The 17,886-nt window shown below is 67.4% G+C and carries 20 protein-coding genes; 10 read left to right on the plus strand and 10 right to left on the minus strand.

All coding sequences use genetic code 11. The annotated features are described in order from the left end of the window. Positions 1-98 precede the first annotated feature (98 nt). The 8 genes from pabB to ribA all read left to right on the plus strand — a co-directional run bounded on the left by pabB (position 99) and on the right by ribA (position 7,321). Positions 99-1,904 carry an aminodeoxychorismate synthase component I gene (gene pabB, locus GRI99_RS01620; RefSeq protein ID WP_160770260.1) on the plus strand — a complete coding sequence of 602 codons (1,806 nt, stop codon included), beginning with the start codon at positions 99-101 and terminating at the stop codon, positions 1,902-1,904. Then, positions 1,901-3,073 carry a pyridoxal phosphate-dependent aminotransferase gene (locus GRI99_RS01625; RefSeq protein WP_237438063.1) on the plus strand — a complete coding sequence of 391 codons (1,173 nt, stop codon included), beginning with the start codon at positions 1,901-1,903 and terminating at the stop codon, positions 3,071-3,073. The genes pabB and GRI99_RS01625 overlap by 4 nt, the downstream gene beginning before the upstream one ends. Beyond that, complete coding sequence (locus tag GRI99_RS01630; protein WP_160770261.1) at positions 3,070-3,717, plus strand: RluA family pseudouridine synthase; 648 nt, start codon at positions 3,070-3,072, stop codon at positions 3,715-3,717. Before GRI99_RS01625 ends, GRI99_RS01630 begins: the two co-directional genes overlap by 4 nt. Further along, a complete protein-coding gene (gene arfB / locus GRI99_RS01635) occupies positions 3,717-4,121 on the plus strand; it encodes an alternative ribosome rescue aminoacyl-tRNA hydrolase ArfB (protein ID WP_160770262.1) in 405 nt (134 codons plus the stop codon). The genes GRI99_RS01630 and arfB overlap by 1 nt, the downstream gene beginning before the upstream one ends. 128 nt (positions 4,122-4,249) lie before the next feature. Continuing rightward, positions 4,250-4,414 (plus strand): 50S ribosomal protein L33, encoded by a 165-nt coding sequence (gene rpmG, locus GRI99_RS01640; protein ID WP_160770263.1) that lies wholly within the window; start codon positions 4,250-4,252, stop codon positions 4,412-4,414. Between the two features lie 77 nt (positions 4,415-4,491). Beyond that, positions 4,492-5,178 (plus strand): LolA family protein, encoded by a 687-nt coding sequence (locus GRI99_RS01645; protein WP_160770264.1) that lies wholly within the window; start codon positions 4,492-4,494, stop codon positions 5,176-5,178. 269 nt (positions 5,179-5,447) lie between these two features. Then, a complete protein-coding gene (locus tag GRI99_RS01650) occupies positions 5,448-6,251 on the plus strand; it encodes an exodeoxyribonuclease III (RefSeq protein ID WP_160770265.1) in 804 nt (267 codons plus the stop codon). Positions 6,252-6,286: 35 nt separating this feature from the next. Then, positions 6,287-7,321, plus strand: a complete 1,035-nt coding sequence (gene ribA, locus GRI99_RS01655) for a GTP cyclohydrolase II (RefSeq protein WP_337192828.1) — start codon at positions 6,287-6,289, stop codon at positions 7,319-7,321. A gap of 178 nt (positions 7,322-7,499) precedes the next feature. Here the strand turns inward: ribA and GRI99_RS01660 are convergent, their stop codons facing one another. From GRI99_RS01660 to recQ, 7 genes are all read right to left on the minus strand, one after another. Continuing rightward, a complete protein-coding gene (locus GRI99_RS01660; protein WP_160770266.1) occupies positions 7,500-8,447 on the minus strand; it encodes a right-handed parallel beta-helix repeat-containing protein in 948 nt (315 codons plus the stop codon). Positions 8,448-8,481: 34 nt separating this feature from the next. Next, positions 8,482-9,234 carry a CPBP family glutamic-type intramembrane protease gene (locus GRI99_RS18945; RefSeq protein ID WP_160770267.1) on the minus strand — a complete coding sequence of 251 codons (753 nt, stop codon included), beginning with the start codon at positions 9,232-9,234 and terminating at the stop codon, positions 8,482-8,484. A gap of 5 nt (positions 9,235-9,239) precedes the next feature. Then, positions 9,240-10,259: an LLM class flavin-dependent oxidoreductase gene (locus tag GRI99_RS01670; protein ID WP_160770268.1), complete on the minus strand. Its 1,020-nt coding sequence runs from the start codon at positions 10,257-10,259 to the stop codon at positions 9,240-9,242. Between the two features lie 28 nt (positions 10,260-10,287). Then, positions 10,288-10,560, minus strand: a complete 273-nt coding sequence (locus GRI99_RS01675; RefSeq protein ID WP_160770269.1) for a hypothetical protein — start codon at positions 10,558-10,560, stop codon at positions 10,288-10,290. After that, positions 10,557-10,760: a type II toxin-antitoxin system antitoxin gene (locus GRI99_RS01680; protein ID WP_160770270.1), complete on the minus strand. Its 204-nt coding sequence runs from the start codon at positions 10,758-10,760 to the stop codon at positions 10,557-10,559. Before GRI99_RS01680 ends, GRI99_RS01675 begins: the two co-directional genes overlap by 4 nt. Positions 10,761-10,769: 9 nt before the next feature. Beyond that, entirely contained in the window at positions 10,770-11,672 is a 903-nt protein-coding gene (locus GRI99_RS01685; RefSeq protein ID WP_237438064.1) for an SPFH domain-containing protein, read from the minus strand. Between the two features lie 94 nt (positions 11,673-11,766). Next, positions 11,767-13,575: a DNA helicase RecQ gene (gene recQ / locus GRI99_RS01690; RefSeq protein WP_160770271.1), complete on the minus strand. Its 1,809-nt coding sequence runs from the start codon at positions 13,573-13,575 to the stop codon at positions 11,767-11,769. A 137-nt stretch (positions 13,576-13,712) separates the two neighbouring features. On the opposite strand from recQ, the gene GRI99_RS01695 reads away from it, so the two are divergent. Next, entirely contained in the window at positions 13,713-13,991 is a 279-nt protein-coding gene (locus GRI99_RS01695; RefSeq protein WP_160770272.1) for a hypothetical protein, read from the plus strand. Then, positions 13,988-14,212, plus strand: coding sequence for a hypothetical protein (locus GRI99_RS01700; RefSeq protein WP_160770273.1), 225 nt, complete (start codon positions 13,988-13,990; stop codon positions 14,210-14,212). The genes GRI99_RS01695 and GRI99_RS01700 overlap by 4 nt, the downstream gene beginning before the upstream one ends. Before the next feature lie 101 nt (positions 14,213-14,313). On the opposite strand, the gene GRI99_RS01705 is transcribed toward GRI99_RS01700, so the two are convergent. The 3 genes from GRI99_RS01705 to GRI99_RS01715 all read right to left on the minus strand — a co-directional run bounded on the left by GRI99_RS01705 (position 14,314) and on the right by GRI99_RS01715 (position 17,816). Continuing rightward, on the minus strand, positions 14,314-14,526 hold the full coding sequence (locus GRI99_RS01705) for a lipoprotein (protein ID WP_160770274.1): 213 nt from the start codon (positions 14,524-14,526) through the stop codon (positions 14,314-14,316). Between the two features lie 314 nt (positions 14,527-14,840). Next, entirely contained in the window at positions 14,841-15,641 is an 801-nt protein-coding gene (locus GRI99_RS01710; protein WP_160770275.1) for an undecaprenyl-diphosphate phosphatase, read from the minus strand. A 63-nt stretch (positions 15,642-15,704) separates the two neighbouring features. Next, positions 15,705-17,816 (minus strand): M13 family metallopeptidase, encoded by a 2,112-nt coding sequence (locus tag GRI99_RS01715; protein WP_160770276.1) that lies wholly within the window; start codon positions 17,814-17,816, stop codon positions 15,705-15,707. Positions 17,817-17,886 lie beyond the last annotated feature (70 nt).

Consider the following 17,886-nt stretch of genomic DNA (forward strand, 5'->3'; position numbering starts at 1 on the left):
CGTCTGTGCCAAGCTTGGCGCAGCGCATCGCCAGCGGTCAAGCGATAGACATGGCCCAATTTCCGGCTAGAGCGAAGCGGATGGCCGGTCCGGAACCCATGTCCCAACCTTTTGTCCTGCTGGATGACGCGCGCGCCGAAGGGGCAAGTGCGGCACAACTGTTCGAACATCCCCGGCAGATCTTCGCCGCGCACCGCCCGGAAGACGTGGCCCGCGTGCTGGACGAGGCAGAGGCCGCGCGCCTCGCCATCGGCGGCACGCTGGCGGGCTACCTGGCCTATGAGGCCGGCCTGGCGCTGGAGCCGCGCCTGCAGCCGCTGGCTGCCGCGCGCAGCGGCTCTGCCGGGCCGCTGCTGTGGTTCGGGCTGTTCGATTCCTTAACCACCATTCCCGCCGCGGATGTGCCACAATGGCTGCTGGAACGCGGCGGGGACGGGAGCGCGAGCATCGGCCCGATGGACCCGGCCCTCACACCAGGCGGCTATCTGGCAGGGTTCGATACGCTGCAGGAAGCGATCCGGGCGGGCGATATCTATCAGGCCAACTTCACCATGATGCTGGCAGGCAGCGCCACGGGCGAACCGTTGGCAATCTACCGCAAGGTGCGGCCCGCTGCCGCGGCCGGCTATGGCGGGGTGATCTTCGACGGGTCGCACTGGCTGCTCAGCTTCAGCCCGGAGCTGTTCTTCACCCTGAAGGGGCGCGAGGCCAAGGTGAAGCCGATGAAGGGCACCCGCCCGCGCGGGGCCACGCCTGCAGAAGACTCCGCGCTGTCCGCCGAACTGTCCGCCTCGGTCAAGGACAAGGCCGAGAACCTGATGATCGTGGACCTTATGCGCAATGACCTGTCCCGCGTGGCCGAGGCGGGCAGCGTGCGGGTGGACCATGCCTTTACCGTGGAAACCTATCCCACCGTGCACACCATGGTATCCACGGTCCGTGCCACCCTGCAGGAGGGCAAGGGCGCGCTCGACATGCTGCGCGCGCTGTTCCCCTGCGGGTCGATCACCGGCGCGCCCAAGATCCGGGCTATGGAGCTGATCAACCAGGTGGAGCGCGATCCACGCGGGCCATATTGCGGGGCGATCGGCCGGATCGGCACCGCCCCTGACGGCTCGGCCGATGCCGCCTTCAACGTGGCCATCCGCACCGTGCGGCTGACCCCGGGCGAGAACAACCGGCACAAGGTGCAGGCGGGCGTTGGCGGGGCCATCGTGGCCGATAGCCAGGGCATGTCGGAATGGCGCGAGGCGCTGGTCAAGGGCGGGTTCCTGCGCCGCGAGGCATCGGGCGCGGACCTGATCGAATCGATGCGCTTCGATCCCGCCGATGGCATCCCCCTGCTGGAGCTGCACCTGGAACGGCTGAAGGCGAGCGCGCTCAAACTGGGCTATGCCTTTGACCGGCATGACGTGCGCAACCGTATCCAGGCGCTGTGCTTCGAACTGGATGAACCGGCCAAGCTGCGCCTGCTGCTGGCGCGCGGTGGCGAGGTGACCTTGCAGGCGCAACCTCTGGCGGGTGGTGTTCTGGCGGAACCCGTGCTGTGCAAGGTCATGCCCTTGCCGGTGGTGCCGGGTGATTGGCGGCTGCGCCACAAGAGCACCGACCGCGCCTTCTATGACGATGCCCGCCGCGCCGCGCAGGAAGCCGGCGGTGCCGAGGCAATCTTCGTGCGCGATGACGGCCTGGTGACCGAGGCGAGCCATGCAAACCTGTTCGTGGAGCGGGACGGCAAGCTCCTCACCCCGCCGCTGGCGCTGGGCCTGCTGCCGGGCGTGCTGCGCCGCAAGCTGCTGGACGAAGGCCGCGCGGTGGAGGCAGACCTGACGCTGGATGATCTGGCGGACGGCTTCCTGCTCGGCAACTCGGTGCGCGGATTGATGAAGGCCCACCTCGCATGACCTGTCTTTCCACCATGCTCCAGCGGATCGAGGGATCGCCCACCAACGCGATGACCGACCGCGCTACCGCGCTGCGGGAGGCGGGGCGCGATATCATCTCGCTGTCGGTGGGTGAGCCGGACTTTGCCACCCCGCCGCACGTGATCGAGGCAGCCAAGGCGGCAATGGATGCCGGGGCCACCAAGTACACCCCCGTTACCGGCACCATGGCGCTGAAGAAGGCCGCCGTGCTGCACTTCCAGCGTGACCTGGGGATTGCCACCGATACCGACCACGTGATCGTGACCGTGGGTGGCAAGCAGGCGATCTTCGAGGCGCTGATGGCGACAGTGAGCGAGGGGGACGAGGTGATCGTCCCTTCGCCCTGGTGGGTCAGCTATCCGCAGATGGTCCGCTTTGCCGGGGGGCGCGTGGTCCCGCTGCGCACCCATGCGAAGGACAACTTCCGCTTCGATGCCGCCGATGTGGAGGCGCTGATCGGCCCGCGCACCCAGTGGCTGATGCTCAACAGCCCCGGCAACCCCACCGGCGCGGTCTATCCGGCGGACATGCTGCTGCGGATTGCCGACGTGCTGCGCCGCCACCCGCAGGTGCTGGTGCTGTCGGATGACATCTATGCCCCGCTGAACTTCACCGATGGCCCGCACGCCACGCTGGCCAACCTGTGCCCGGACCTGGCCAATCGCATCCTGACCGTTTCGGGCGTGTCGAAGAGCCACGCGATGACCGGGTTCCGCATTGGCCTTGCCTCCGGGCCCAAATGGCTGATCCAGGCGATGGAGGTGCTGCAGAGCAATTCCACCGGCAATCCGGCCGCTGTTTCGCAGGCCGCTGCCGTGGCCGCGCTGGAAGGGCCGCAGGACTTCCTTGCCGACTGGCGCGAGAGTTTCCGCCGGCGGCGCGATCTTGTGGTGGCGGGAATCAACGCCATTCCCGGCCTTTCCACCCCGGTGCCCGATGGCGCCTTCTATGTCTTCGTTGATGCCACGCCCTTGATGGGCCGTTTTGGTGGCGACGATAACAAGCTGGCGCTGCACCTGCTGGAACATGGCGTGGCGGTGGTATCGGCCAGCGCCTTTGGCGGGCGTGACGGCTTCCGCATTTCCTTCGCCACCAGCGAAGCGCAGCTCACCGAAGCGCTTTCCCGCATCAAGGCCGCATTAGCATGAGCCGTATCCCGATCCTTTACGAGGATGCCGAGGCGCTTGTCATCGACAAGCCCGGCGGCCTGCCGATCGAGCGGCCGCGCAAGGGCGGCCCCAGCCTGGAAGACCGGCTGGACGAGCTGAAGCTGGGCTTCCAGATGCAGCCGGTGCCGGTCCACCGGCTGGACACCGACACTAGCGGCTGCCTGCTGCTGGCGCGCAACCCGAAGGCGTTGAAGCGCTATAACAAGGCGTTCGAGGACAAGCTGGTCGGCAAGACCTACCTTGGCATCCTGGCGGGCGTTCCGGCGCAGACCGAAGGCACGGTGGAACTGGCGCTGACCAAGATCAGCAGCGCCGAAAAGGGCTGGCGGATGATCCCGGCGAAGAAGGGCAAGCCATCGGTGACCCACTGGCAGGTGGTGGCCGAGGTGAACGGCCGGACGCTGGTGCGCTTCACGCCGGAAACCGGCCGTACCCACCAGATCCGCGTCCACTGTGCCAGTGGCATCGGCGTTCCCCTGCTGGGCGATCCGGTCTATGGCGAGAAGGCGGGGTTCGCCCGCACCATGCTGCACGCCGCCGCCATCACCGTGCCGCGCGAAGGCAAGCCGCCGATCGAGGCCGAGGCGCCCATGCCGGCGGATTTCCTGCACCTGGGGTTCTGATGCACGCTGTCGTCCAGCGCGCACTCAGCCTGGCCGAGGAAAGCTTCGTCACCGCCAGCGGCCCCGGCGGGCAGAACGTCAACAAGGTGGCGACCGCCGTGCAGCTGCGCGTCAACATCTATGCCCTGGGGCTGACCCCGGCGGTGTTCCAACGGCTGAAGGCGCTGGCGGGCAGCCGCCTCAGTAACGCGGGCGACATCGTGCTGGATGCGCGGCGTTTCCGCACCCAGGAAGCCAACCGCGCCGATGCCCGCGAACGCCTGGCGGAGATGATCGAGGCCGCGCTGAAGGAACCCAAGGCGCGCAAGAAGACCACGGTCAACCGGCCCGGCAAGGTCCAGCGGCTGGCAGCCAAGAAGGTCCGCAGCACAGTGAAGGCCAACCGCGGCAAGGTGGACTGGTAGGCCCCGCCCGGCTCGCTTGACTTTTCCCCGATTCTCTCCCATTGGCCGCGCCCAAGGGGCGGCGCCTAGCGTCGCCCGTCGTTTTTCGGGCCTAGCGTGCCCTCAAGCAGACCTTTGGGAATTGTGACATGGCGAAGCCCGCAACCATCAAGATCCGCCTCAACTCGACCGAGTCGGGCCACTTCTACGTGACCAAGAAGAACCCGCGCAACACGACCGAGAAGATGAGCTTCCGCAAGTACGATCCGGTCGTGAAGAAGCACGTCGAGTACAAGGAAGGCAAGATCAAGTAAGCTGACCCGTCACATGAACGGCGGGGGAACTCCCGCATTCAGTGACAGTTCAATGCTCCCCCGCTAATGGCCGGAGCATGACTGACTTGACCAAGACCATCGCCCCTTTCCGAGCCCGCCTGCGCGCCGCCGCGCTGGCGGGTTTGCTTGTGACCACCGGCGTGGCTGCGCCTGCCCTGCTGGCCCCCGCCGCACCGGCCCAGGCGCAGAGCACGGCCAGCAACGCGCAGCTCAACCGCGCGGCCAGCGCGCTGCGCGCTATCACCACGCTGCGCGCCGATTTCACGCAGACCGACCGCAACGGCCAGACGATGGCCGGCACCCTGGCGCTGCGCAATCCGGGCCGCATCCGCTTCCAGTACAGCGATGCCAATATGCTGGTCGTCTCCAACGGCAGCACGCTGAGCGTGATCGATTACGAAGTGCAGCAGGTCGAGCGCTGGCCGATCCGCAACTCGCCGCTGGGTGCGCTGCTCGATCCCAATCGGGACATCTCGCGTTATGGCCGGGTGGTGCCCACCAATACGCCGGGCGTCATATCTATCCGGGTGGATGATCCCGACCGGCCGGAAATCCCCCAGATCACCCTGATTTTCGTCGAGAAGGCCGGCGCGCCCGGCGGCATGGAACTGAACAGCTGGGTGGCGCTGGACGCGCAGAACAACCGCACCACGGTGCGCCTGCGCAACCACCGCTATGGCGTGGCCGTGCCCGACAGCACGTTTACGTTCCGCGATCCGCGGCCAACGTCCCGTCGGCCCTGACCATCGGCTGGCGGTCCACCGGTTGTAAAATTGCGACAAATTGAGACCGGTCATTCATTCAAGCGACAGCCAGCAATCCCTATAAATGGTCTTGCAGACGCGCTGCGGATTTCGGGTTTCCCCCCTGTTGCCCGCTCCGCACCAAGGCCCGGCTGCAAGCGTGACGAACGCTAGAACGAACCCCCGTCCCCAATGCCCCCGGGACGGGGGTTTTTCTATCTGCTGTCCGGGCGTTGCGCGTCTCGCGGGTTCCACCTAAGCACGGCGCCATGATCTCTGTCGCCACCTGGAACATCAATTCGGTTCGCCTGCGCATGGGGCTGGTCGAGCGGTTTCTCGCCGAGCAGGCGCCCGATGTGCTGTGCCTGCAGGAGATCAAGTGCCAGGAACAGCAGTTCCCGGCCAAGGCGCTGGCCGATCTTGGCTATGTCCACCAGGCGATCCACGGGCAGAAGGGCTACCACGGCGTGGCCACCGTCAGCCGCGTGCCCTTCCGCGAGATCTCCCGCTATGACTGGCAGGATAACGGCGAGGCGCGCCACGTGGGGGTGGAATTGCTGGGTCCGCAGGCCGGCGCGCTGGCAGGCACCATCATCGAGAACGTCTATATCCCCGCCGGGGGCGACGAGCCGGACCGTGAAGTAAACTTCAAGTTCGGCCAGAAGCTCGATTTTCTCGAGCGGATGACCCACTGGGCCGACAAGCTGGACCGCCCCACGCTGATCGTGGGCGACTTCAACATCGCCCCGCTGCCGGAGGACGTTTACGACCACAAGGCGCTGCTGAAAGTGGTCAGCCACACCCCGATCGAAGTCGAAACGCTGGGCAAGTTCGCCGACGCGCACGGCTGGGTGGACCTGGGCCGCAAGCACATCCCCGCGCCGGAACGCAACTGGACCTGGTGGTCCTATCGCACCTACTGGCAGGAGAAGGACCGCGGCCGGCGGCTCGATCACATGTGGGCCAGCCCCGATCTTGCGAAGGAAACCCTCAGCCACCGCTTCGTGGAGGAAACCCGCCGCTGGGAACAGCCGAGCGACCACGTGCCGCTGATCACGGAGTTCGCCAGCTGAGCGGGAACGCTCCCGACCCGTCAGCCAGCCGCCGGGTGGCCCAGGCGGTCGATGCCCTGCGCCATGGCTGGCCGATCAGGGTGGGCGAAGCGCCCGTACTGGTGCCGGTGGAAACCGCCGCCGACACAGGTGCCACCAGCACCCGTGCGCTGATCAGTGCAGCGCGTGCCGCCACCCTGAAGCTGAGCAACCGGGCCGAGGCGGCAGACGGGCACAGGCCGGTGCTGATCCGCGCGGCCGATCCGCTGACGCTGGCCGACGCCCGCCCGATTGCCGACCCGGCGCTGGACCTGGTGCATCCGCTGAAAGGCCCGTTCGCGGTGGAAGCCATTGCCTGCCTGCCCGAGGCCGAAGCGGCGATGGAACTGGCGCGGATTGCCGGCATCCTGCCCGCGTTCCTGTTCGGCCCCGAAGGTGCTGGCGAACCCCTGCGGCTGAAGGCCAGTGATCTTGCCGCCTGGGCCGATCCGCAGTCTCTCGCCATCGCCACCCGCGCGCGCCTGCCCATTTCGTGCAGCGAGGAGGCCGAGATCATCGCCTTCCGCAAACCCGATGACATGCGCGAGCACGTGGCACTGGTGATCGGCAACCCCGATTTCGACCGCCCGCCGCTGGTGCGGCTGCATTCCGAATGCCTGACCGGCGATATCTTCGGCAGCCTGAAATGCGATTGCGGCCCACAGCTTGATGGCGCGCTGGAGCGGATGGCCGAGGAAGCCCGCAATGGTGGCTGGGGCGTGCTGCTCTACCTGCGGCAGGAAGGCAGGGGCATTGGCCTCATCAACAAGCTGCGCGCCTATCGCCTGCAGGATGCCGGGTTCGATACGGTGGACGCCAACGCAAGGCTGGGCCTGCCAGTGGAAGCGCGCGACTTCCCCACGGCGGCGCGGATGCTGGACCTGCTGGGCATCACCGCGATTCGCCTGCTGACCAACAACCCGGCCAAGGTGGCGGCGCTGGAGGGTGCAGGTGTGCTGGTGACCGAACGCGTGGCGCACCAGTTGCCGGCCAACCCGCACAACGAGCGCTATCTGGCGACCAAGCGCGACCGGTCGGGGCATTTGCTGTGACGCCCAGCCTTCAGAGATCGTCACCCTGAACTTGTTTCAGGGTCCATCATGCAGGCAATCTGGAGGGTGCGTCGGGGCGCTAACCGCGAGGACTTCCCCTGCCGAATCGACCTGCCGTGTGAACGGCGAAATGGATCCTGAAACAAGTTCAGGATGACGGGCAACGGGAAGTCAGACCCTACCTGATCTCGTACCGCTCCAGCCCCGCACCCAGCCGGTTGTCGGCGATCTGCTGCACTTCGCCCGACCAGTCGGCCACGAACACGCTGTTGCGGTCCACTCCCGGCGCAAACCGTGCGGTGTTCCCCGCCACCACCAGACCGGCGCTGGCATAGTCGCGGCTTTCGGCGGCCACGGCGATGAAGGCGGAGTAGTTCTCCTTGTCGCGCCCCTGGACGAACCAGTTGTTGGTGATCTGCCCGCTGGCCCCGGCCGGCAGGTCGATCATGTAGTTGGTGGCGCGGCCCTGCGCGTCATCAAAGCTGTTGCTGGCGATCTGCACCTGGCGGCTGCGTGCCTTCAGGTAATGGCCGCCGCGCCCCTGCTCGAACCGGCTGTTGCTCACCCGCACCAGCCCCAGGTCACCCGCGTAGATCGAATGCGCGCAGCCGCCCGCCCCGTCGCAGGTGCCAAGGCGCGTGAAGGTGGAGTGGTCGACCACCAGCATGGCCGAAGGGTCACCCGCAGTCAGGATTCCCTGCTGGCTGTCGCGGAACCAGCTTTGCGCCACGGTCAGGTCGCCCCGCTCCAGCCGGATACCGGCACCGTTGTAATCGGCCACGCGCATGTTCTGGAACACCACGCCCGACACTTCCGCCCCGCGCCCGCGCAACACCAGCGCGGCCTTGCCCTCGCAGGTGACGGCATCGAACACCACCTGGCCCGGCTGGGTGGCGAGGTAGGCCACGCGCCCCGCACTCTGCACCGCGCACTGGCGATAGGTGCCAGGCGCGATGGCGATGGTGCCGTCGGCATCACCGATGGTATCCACCGCCGCCTGCAGGCTGGCAAAGGACTGGCCGGTTTCCACCACGGTGAAGGACGACGGCGAGCCTTGGGCCACGGCGACAGCAGCCAGCGGCAGGGCGGCAAGCGCGGAAAGGGCGAGCATCAGGGTTCTGGTCATGCCGCCAGCATAGCCCGGCCGGGTTAAACCGGAGCTAAAGCAGCGGTGCCAGGCTCAGCGCGATCACGTGGGCGAGGGCATGGGCGATCATCGCCGCTTCCAGACCCCGCCGGATGAACAGCCAGCCGAAGACCATGCCGATCAGCGCGTTGGCCCCCACCACCAGCATGACCAGCCAGGTCGAAGGATCCGGCAGCAGGCCATAGAGCGTGGGCAGGTGGCCCAGGCCGAACAGCAGAGCGGCCCAGGCGTTGGCCACCCACAGGGCCCGCTCACCCATAAGGCCCAGTGGCCGGCCGAAACGCAGCAGCAGCCAGGCAAGGCCGCCCATCACGCCCCAGCGCAGCAGCACTTCCTCGGTCAGCCCGCCATATAGCACGCGGGAAACGAGCGGCACGTCGAAGGCCCGGTCCACCCCCTGCAGGTCGGCATCGGCCAGCAGGGCATAGACCAGCATGACCGCCGCCGACAGCGCACCCGCCAGCAGCGCCGGGGCCAGCGCGGCTTTCAGCGGCCGCCGCCAGTCTCCCCCGTCAGCCAGCGCGCCCAGCACGGGTGCATCCAGCCCGGTGCGCGGCGCGGCCACCCAGCCCAGCACGGCGAGCAGCACCACCAGCAGCGCGGGTTGCAGCAGCAGCGCGGCGCGCGGGGCTTCGATCCCGTCGGGCAAGGCCAGCTCCAGCGGCGCGAGGGCCAGCGAGGCCACGCCCACCAGCCCCGCCGCGCACAGCAGGCCCAGGAACGTGCCGCTGCGGCGCACGCCGTTGCCGGGGTAGGAGCCCGCCACCTCCGTCAGCCCTGAGCGGCAAAGGCGGGCATCACCTCGGCCCCGAACAGCTCGGCCGATCGGCGCACCTGCGCCACGGTCATGTCACCAAAGGCCAGTTGCGCCGTGTAGTAGTTGAACGAGACCGTTTCCGCCTCGCGCGCGATGAAGGCGCGCACCGTATCGGGCGAGCCGGCACAGGCCGCTCCCCGGGCTTCCAGGGCATCCCAGTCTTGCGGTGTGGCCGCGACGAAAGGGTTCATCGCTCCGCGCGCTTCCCACAGTTGCACGAAGCTGGCCCGCCAGCGGGCAAAGGCCGGGCGGGCGATGGCCAGTGCTTCCTCGTCGCTGTCGGCCACCACGATATGCCTGCCCACGCCGATGAACGGCATCTCGGCCTCCTCGCCGCCGCTGGCGCGATAGGCATCGCGATAGTCCTGCATCATGGTGCGCGGCACTTCTCCCGACAGCAGCGTCAGCATGTTCAGCCGCTGCTGGGCGCACCTGGCGGCCGATCCTGGCGTATTGGTGCCGTACCACAGCGGCGGGTGCGGCTGCTGCACCGGGCGTTGCAGCATGGGCACATCGTCGAAGCGGAAGAAGCGGCCCTGGTGGGTCAGCCGGTCACTGGTCATGCCCTGCATCAACACGTCGAAGGTCTCGATCATGCGCTCGGCCTGTTCGTCCCTGTCCACGCCATAGAAGCCCATTTCGACCGGCGAGACACCGCGACCATAGCCCAGTTCCAGCCGTCCGCCCGACAGCGCATCCAGCATCCCCACTTCCTCGATCAGGCGCAGCGGGTGGTACAGCGGCAGCAGGAACACCAGCGGGCCGAACCTGAGGCGCGTGGTCCGCTGGCTCACCGCCGCCAGGTAGACCGCCGGGCTGGGCGCATGGCCCAGCGGGGTGCCGTGATGCTCGGCCACGTGATAGGCGTGGAAGCCTGCCGCCTCGAACGCCTCCACCATTTCCAGCCGTGCTGCCATGTGCTCCGCCGGCGGCAGGCCGGAATCGTCCACGTGATCGAAAATGCCGAACTTCATGCCTCTCCCCCGGTTCGCTTCTCTGCGATCAATCCTTATCAAGGATAACCGATCGCGCCAGCATCCAGCGCACCATGGCGATCAGCCAGCCGATCGCCAGCAGGACAAGCGACAGGGTGATCGACAGGGCAACGGCCTGATCGGGCCAGCGCTGCACCAGCCAGCCATGCAAGGCCGCTCCGGCAAGCAGCGGAGCAACCCACAGCGCCATCAGCCACCAGCCATAGAGGCTGCGGGGCCGGATGTTGAACGCCCACCCGCGGCGGTGGCAGACAAAGGGCTTGTCCTCATCGGGCATCATTCCGCATCCTTCCTGGGCCGCCCGCGCCGGGGCGCCTCGCTTTGCCCCACCTTGATGCCGCGCCGGGCCATCGCCTCGCGCAGCAGCACCTCCACCTCGGCATTGACCGAGCGGAAGTCCGCCGCTGCGACCCGTTCCAGGGCCGCATAAAGCGCCGGATCAAGCCGCAGGGGGAAGCTTTTCTTGGGGCTGGCGGGCATCGTGCAGGCTTACTGGTACAGCGAGCCTGCGTTGACCACCGGCTGGGTATCCCGCTCGCCGCACAGCACCACCATCAGGTTGCTGACCATCGCCGCGCGGCGTTCGTCATCCAGGTGCACCACGTCCTTGGCGGAAAGCTGGTTGAGCGCCATCTCCACCATGGTCACCGCGCCTTCCACCAGCTTGCGGCGGGCAGCGATCACCGCCTCGGCCTGCTGGCGGCGCAACATGGCCCCGGCGATCTCCGGCGCATAGGCCAGGTGGGTCAGGCCTGCCTCGTCGACCACGATGCCGGCCACCTTCAGGCGGTCGTTCAGCTCGGCCTGAAGTTCGGCGTTGATCACGTCGGCGCTGCCGCGCAGCGTGGTTTCGTCCTCCTCGCTCATGTCGTCATAGGGATGGCGCGCCCCCACGGTGCGCAGCGCGGCTTCGATCTGGATGTTCACGAAGCTGCGATAGTCGTCCACGTCGAACACCGCCTGCGCGGTATCGGCCACGCGCCACACCACGTTGCAGGCAATCTCCACCGGGTTGCCGCGCAGGTCGTTGATCTTGACCCGTTCGGAATGGATGTTGTTGGCCCGCAGCGACACGCGGGTCTTGCCCATCCACGGCCACACCCAGCGCAGGCCCGCCTGCCGCTCGGTCCCGCAGTATTCGCCGAACAGGGTTATCACCCGCCCCTGGTTGGGCTGGATCATGAAGAAGCCGAAGGCGATCAGCAGGAGCAGGAGGGCCGATACCGGCAGCGAGATCACCCCCAGCAGCGAGGGGCCGCTGGCGGCAAACGAAATGAAACGCGAAATAACCCAGCCGGCCAGCACCAGGGCCGCCAGCAACAGCAGGTAGCCGTTGTAGGTGGCCGCCGGCCGTTCCTTGCTGATGGTCATATCCGCTGCAAATCCGACCATGGGAAACCCTCCTGTCTGATATAAATATGATATCAAATTTACGATAAGAGGGCGGCTCCGCAAGCGGAATCGGCAAGCTGCTGTAAACACGCGGCTAATGCTGGCGAATCACCGCCAGGAATGCCCCTCCGTAAGCTTCCAGTTTCCTGGCCCCCACCCCGGGCAGGGCGCCCAGTTCGGCCAGGCTTGCGGGGCGGCGCGCGGCCATGTCGCGCAGCACGGCATCGTGGAACACCACATAGGGCGGCACGCCCGCATCCTGCGCCAGTTCGCGCCGCAAGGCACGCAGGGCATCGAACAGCGGATCGGCTACCGGATTGACCGCCGCGCCACCCTCCCCGCGTGACCGGCGCGCCTTGCGCTCGCTGCGGGGAGGCAGGGCCAGCATCACCGGAATGCTGCCTTGCAGGATTTCCCGCGCATCGCCGCCCAGCGCCAGGCCGCCGTGCTCGGTGGGCACCAGGCTGCCGCGCGCCTGCAACAGGCGGGCAAGCGGCTTGAGCAGGGGCGCTTCAGCGCCCGGCACGATGGCGAACACGCTCAACCGGTCATGCCCGCGCTGCACCACCCGGTCATCCGCCACGCCGGTCAGCACCTTTTCCACGTGGCCGAAGCCGAACGACTGGCCGGTGCGATAGACGGCGCTCAGCAGCTTGCGGGCCAGTTCCGTCGCATCGGTCAGCGCAGGCGCGTCGAGGCAGTTGTCGCAGTTGCCGCAGGTGGCCGGCGGGTCTTCGCCAAAATGCCTTAGCAGGATCGCGCGGCGGCAGGTGCCGCTTTCGATCAGCGCGGCCATCGCCTCGATCCGCTGCCGCTCGCCCTCGCGCCGAGCGGGATCGACCTCGCCCAGGCGGTGGCGGGCGCGGGCGAAATCCTCCGCCGCCCACAGCATCAGCGCCGTTGCAGGGTCACCGTCGCGGCCCGCGCGGCCGGTTTCCTGGTAATAGGCCTCGATCGACTTGGGCACGCCCGCATGGGCCACGAAGCGCACGTCCGGCTTGTCGATGCCCATGCCAAAAGCGATCGTGGCCACGATCACCATGTCCTCGCTGGCAACAAAGCGTGCCTGGTTGTCCGCCCGCACCGCCGGGTCCAGCCCGGCGTGATAGGGCAGCACCTTGCGCCCCGTGGTCTGGGCCAGCTTCTGCGCCAGGTCCTCCACCTTCTTGCGCGTGGGGGCATAGACGATACCCGGACCCGGTTGCTCGGCCATCAGTGCGGCGATCTGGCGCACCGCGCTGTCGCGATGGCGCGCGGCATAGCGGATGTTGGGCCGGTCGAACCCGGCCACGATCATCCCCTCGGCCGGAATGCCAAGCTGCTGCACGATGTCCGCCCGCGTGCGATGATCGGCCGTGGCGGTCAGGGCCAGCCGGGGCACAGCCGCAAAAGCATCCATCAGCGGGCGCAGCAGGCGATAGTCAGGCCGGAAGTCGTGCCCCCATTCGGACACGCAGTGTGCCTCGTCCACCGCGAACAGGGCCACGCGGCCTGCCTCCAGCAGTTCGCGAAACTGCGGCTGGCTGGCGCGTTCGGGCGCGACATAGAGCAGGTCAAGTTCGCCGGCGCGAAAGCGGTTGATCGTCTCGCGCCAGTCTGCGTCGACGCTGGTCAGCGTGGCGGCGGCGATGCCGTTGGCGGCGGCGCTGCGAAGCTGGTCGTGCATCAGCGCGATCAGCGGAGAAATGACCACGCAGGTGCCCGGCAGCAGCGTGGCGGGAAGCTGGTAGGTGAGCGACTTGCCCGCACCCGTGGGCATGATCGCCAGCGTGCTGCCACCCGCCAGCACGCGCGCCACCACCTGTTCCTGCACCCCGCGAAAACCGGGGAAGCCGAACAGGCAGCGCAGCGCCTCGTGCGCCTCTGGCGGGGCCTGCAGGGTCTGGTCGAAGGGGGATCGCATCGCGCGCTGCCTGCCACAAGGGCCGGCCCGGAGGAACCGCCCGGCGCTGCTTTGCCCCGTTTTAATCGCCCCATTTAAATCGCTGGCCCGCTGGGCTAGTTTCCCCGCCAACCCCTGTTCATGCGGAGAGTTGTGCGATGAAGACCAAGATGACCCTGGCCCTGGCCCTGGCTGCGCCGTTTGCGCTGGCTGCCTGCGGCTCGTCCACCGATGCCTCGGAAGATGCCGTGGCGGACACGGTGGAGATGCCGGCTGACGAAGCAATGGCCAACACCCCGCCGCCGGTGGCCGATCCTTCGGCGCAGGTGGAAGCGGCGGAAAGCGCGGTGTACAGCGCGGCCGACAGTGCGGCGGCACCCGCCGCTGCGGCGCCTGCCACTCCCGCCCCCGCAGCCCCGGAGGCAGAAGGGGAATGACCCTGCGCCCGCTGCTGCTTCTGGCCCCCGGCCTGCTGGCCGCCTGCGGCAGCGGGACGGAGGCGGGCCCGGGCGGTGTTAGCGTGGACGAGGCGGAGGCGCTGGACCAGGCGGCGGAGATGCTCGATTCGCAGCGCCTGCCGCCCGAGGCGCTGGACGATGCCGCAGGAGCGCCCGGCACGGAATTGGCCCCCGCGGCCGCCGATAGCGCTGCGCCCTAACTTCGGCAGCCCCGATCACGGGCAAAAAGAAAGGGCCGGTCCCATGAGGACCGACCCTTCTTTGTTCGGTTCGGAACCCTGGGGTTCCGGCCGGCTGCGGATTACTCCGAAGCGGCAGCCGATTCCACAGCCGAAGCGGCCGAGTCGGTGGCCGAAGCAGCCGAGTCCACAGCCGAAGCGGCCGAGTCCACAGCCGAAGCAGCCGAATCAACCGGAGCGGCCGATTCCATGGCCGAATCTTCGGCGGGAGCTTCTTCCGACGAGCAAGCAGCCAGGCCCAGGGCCAGAACGGCGACAGCGATGATCTTCTTCATGATAATTCCCCTTCAAGAGAACCGAAGGCGGCTGTTGCCGCCTGTCGATGAATGGGCGAAGCGCCCCTTCGCGGGTCCATTTAGCGCATCTTGCGGCAGTGCAAAACAGAAAGTGCACTTTTCGCCAAGATTTTGCCACAATGCCCCAACGGGCACCCCCTGCGCACTTTCGCAAAAAGCGAAAAAACCATTGGAATTCATACATTTCTATTTGTCAGGGCAGGCTGGATAAGGGCTGACACCAATGTGGCCCAAACGTGATTATCCTGCCCAAATTCGCCTGAAAGGGGCGGAAAAGCGTTGATTCGGTAGCCTTAGCGCAGCGCCAGCCAGGCGATTGCGGCAGCCCCGATGACGATCCGGTACCAGCCGAAGGGCGCGAAGCCGTGGCGGCTGACATAGGCGACGAAGGCCTTGATCACCGCCAGCGCCACCACGAACGAGACCACGAAGCCGATCCCGATCAGCCCCATCATGCCGCCGTCGAGCTGGTCCTGGTGCCTGTAGAGCTGAAGCACGGTGGCCCCGGTCAGCGTGGGGAGCGCCAGGAAGAAGCTGAATTCCGCTGCCGTCTTGCGGTCTACCCCCAGGGCCATTGCGCCCAGGATGGTTGCCCCCGAACGGCTGACGCCGGGTATCATCGCCAGGCATTGCACCAGCCCCACGCCGGCAGACTGGCGCAGAGACATGGCCGCCACGCCGCCGCTTTCGGAAGGGTTGGCGTGCCGCTCCACCAGCAGGATGGCAATGCCTCCCAGCAGCAGCGCCCAGGCGACCACCTCGGCGCTTTCCAGCAGCGCCTCGATCTGGTCGCCGAAGGCCAGGCCCAGCAGCACGGCGGGGAAGAAGGCCACCAGCAGGTTGCGGGTGAAGGCAACCGCCTGCGGATCCCACCGGAACAGGCCGATGAAGGCATCCCAGAAAGTGCGCCAGTAGAGCACCACCACGGCCAGGATCGCGCCCGGCTGGATGGCGATATTGAACACTGCCCAGGCATCCGCGTCATAGCCCAGCAGCTCGGTGGCAAGGATCAGGTGCCCCGTGGAGGAGACCGGCAGGAACTCGGTCAGGCCCTCGACGATGCCGAGGATGATCGCGGTAAGCGTGCTATCCATGATTGTGCAGGTGCAGCATGCGACGGGCGCAAGTCAAGCGCGCCCGCCGCCAGCACTGCACAATTACCAGATCTGCACGCGCTGCTCGGGCGGCAGGTACAGCGGATCGTCCGGCGTGATGTTGAACGCGGTGTACCAGGCATCGATATGGCGCACGGCATTGTTCAGGCGGAAGTCTTCCGGCGGGTGCGGGCTGCCGCCCACCATTTGCGCGCGCCTGGCTTCGGGCCGCCACTTGCCGCGCCAGATCTGGGCAAAGCCCAGGAAGAAGCGCTGGTCGCCCGTCAACCCGTCGATCACCGGGGCCGGCTGGCCGTTCAGCGAGAGCTGGTAGGCGTGCCAGGCCATCTGCAGGCCCACCACGTCGCCCAGCGTTTCGCCCACGCCGCGGCTTGTCAGGCACACCTCACCATCCTCGATACAATACTGGCCCAGCAGGTTGACCAGGCGGCCGGTCTGCTCGCGGAAGCCGGCCTCGTCCTGCGGCTGCCACCAGTTGCGCAGCGCGCCCGTGCCGTCATAGCGCGAGCCGCTGTCATCGAAGCCGTGGCCGATCTCGTGCCCGATCACCGCGCCGATAGCGCCATAGTTGACCGCCGGATCGGCATCGGGGTTGAAGAAGGGCGGCTGCAGGATCGCGGCGGGGAACACGATCTGGTTGAACGGCGGCATGTAATAGGCGTTCACCGTCTGCGGCAGCATCTGCCATTCCTGCCGGTCGACCGGCTGGTCCAGCCGGGCCAGCCAATCAGCCTTGGCCCATGCGGCGGCGGCAACGCGGTTGGCCAGCGGCTGGCCGGGGGTGATGGCGAGGCCGGCATAGGTCTCGAACTCGCCCGGATAGCCGATCTGGGTATCGAAGCTGTCGATCTTGGCCAGCGCCTCGGCCTGCGTGGCGGGGGTCATCCAGCCGTTCTCGGTGATATCCTGGCGCATCGCGCGGCGCAGGTTGGTGACCAGTTCATCCATCTGCGCCTTGCTGTCCGGCGGGAAATAGCGCGACACGTAGAGCGCGCCCAGTTGCTCGCCTAGGATGCCCTCCACCTCGCTGATGGCGCGCTTCCAGCGGTCGCGCTGGGCGGTCTGCCCGTTCAGCTTGGTGCCGAAGAAAGCGAACTGCGCATCGTCGATCTCCTGCGGCAGCACGGCGGAATTGGCCGCCAGGAAGCGCACCGCCATCCACGCCTTGAGGTTGGCAAGCGGGGTCTGCGAGACGAGCTGCATCATCGCCGGCAGGCCGCCGCCCATCAGCGCCATCTGTTCCGGCGTCAGGCCCAGTTCGCCAACTTCCTCGGCTGTGGGCAGGATCTGCGCGGCAAGGAACCGGTCACGCCCGGCAAAGCCGCTGGACGCGAGCAGGGCATCGACCGGGAAATCGGGCGCGAAGGCGCGCAGTTCGGCACCCGTCAGCTCGTTGTAGGTCAGCTCCGGAATGCGCATGACCTGCTGGTCCCACTCCAGCGCGGCCACCTGGTGCTCGAAATCGTAGACGATCTGTGCCGCGGCGGCGGGGTCCTCGTATCCGGCCTTGCCCAGCATGAACGCCAGGTAATCCATGTAGGCGGCGCGGATCTCCAGATTGCGCGGGCTGTCTTCCAGGTAATACTTACGGTCGGGTAGGCCCATGCCGGTGAAGCCCACGGCGATGGCGTGCCTGTTGGGATCGACATCGTCGATAGTCACCCCGGCGTTGACGAGGCCCGGGAAGCCCGGCTCGCCGAACAGCGAGACGAGCGAGGCCAGGTCCGGCGCGGAATAGATGCGCGTCAGGTAGGGATAGGCCGGGGCCAGACCCGCGGCATCGATCGCCTGCTGGTCGAGGAAGGCGTTATAGGTATCGATCACCCGCCGCTCGGTGGTGCCGGGCGCGGGGTTGGCGGCGGCGAGTTCGGCCACCAGCGCTTCCACGTCGTGCGTGGCATCCTCACGCAGGATGTCGAAGCTGCCGAAGCGGGTGCGGTCCGCCGGGATCTCGGTCCGCGCGATCCAGCGGCCGTTGACATAGGCATTGAAGTCAGCCCCCGGATCGACCGAAGGATCAAGCTGGGTGGTGTCCACTCCCCAGGTGCCGAAGCTGGGCGGGGCCGGTTGGGCGGTGTCCTGGGCAAAGGCGGGGGCCGCAGCGGCGGCGAGGGCGATGGCGGAAATGCTAGTAGCAAGCAGGTGGCGGATCATTCGGGTCCCTTGCGTGTGCGCCCACCGGGAAAATGCCCGGCGCGCGGAAAATGCGTACATTCCGCCATAG

This window comes from Alteraurantiacibacter buctensis, from assembly GCF_009827655.1.
Classification (GTDB): domain Bacteria; phylum Pseudomonadota; class Alphaproteobacteria; order Sphingomonadales; family Sphingomonadaceae; genus Alteraurantiacibacter; species Alteraurantiacibacter buctensis.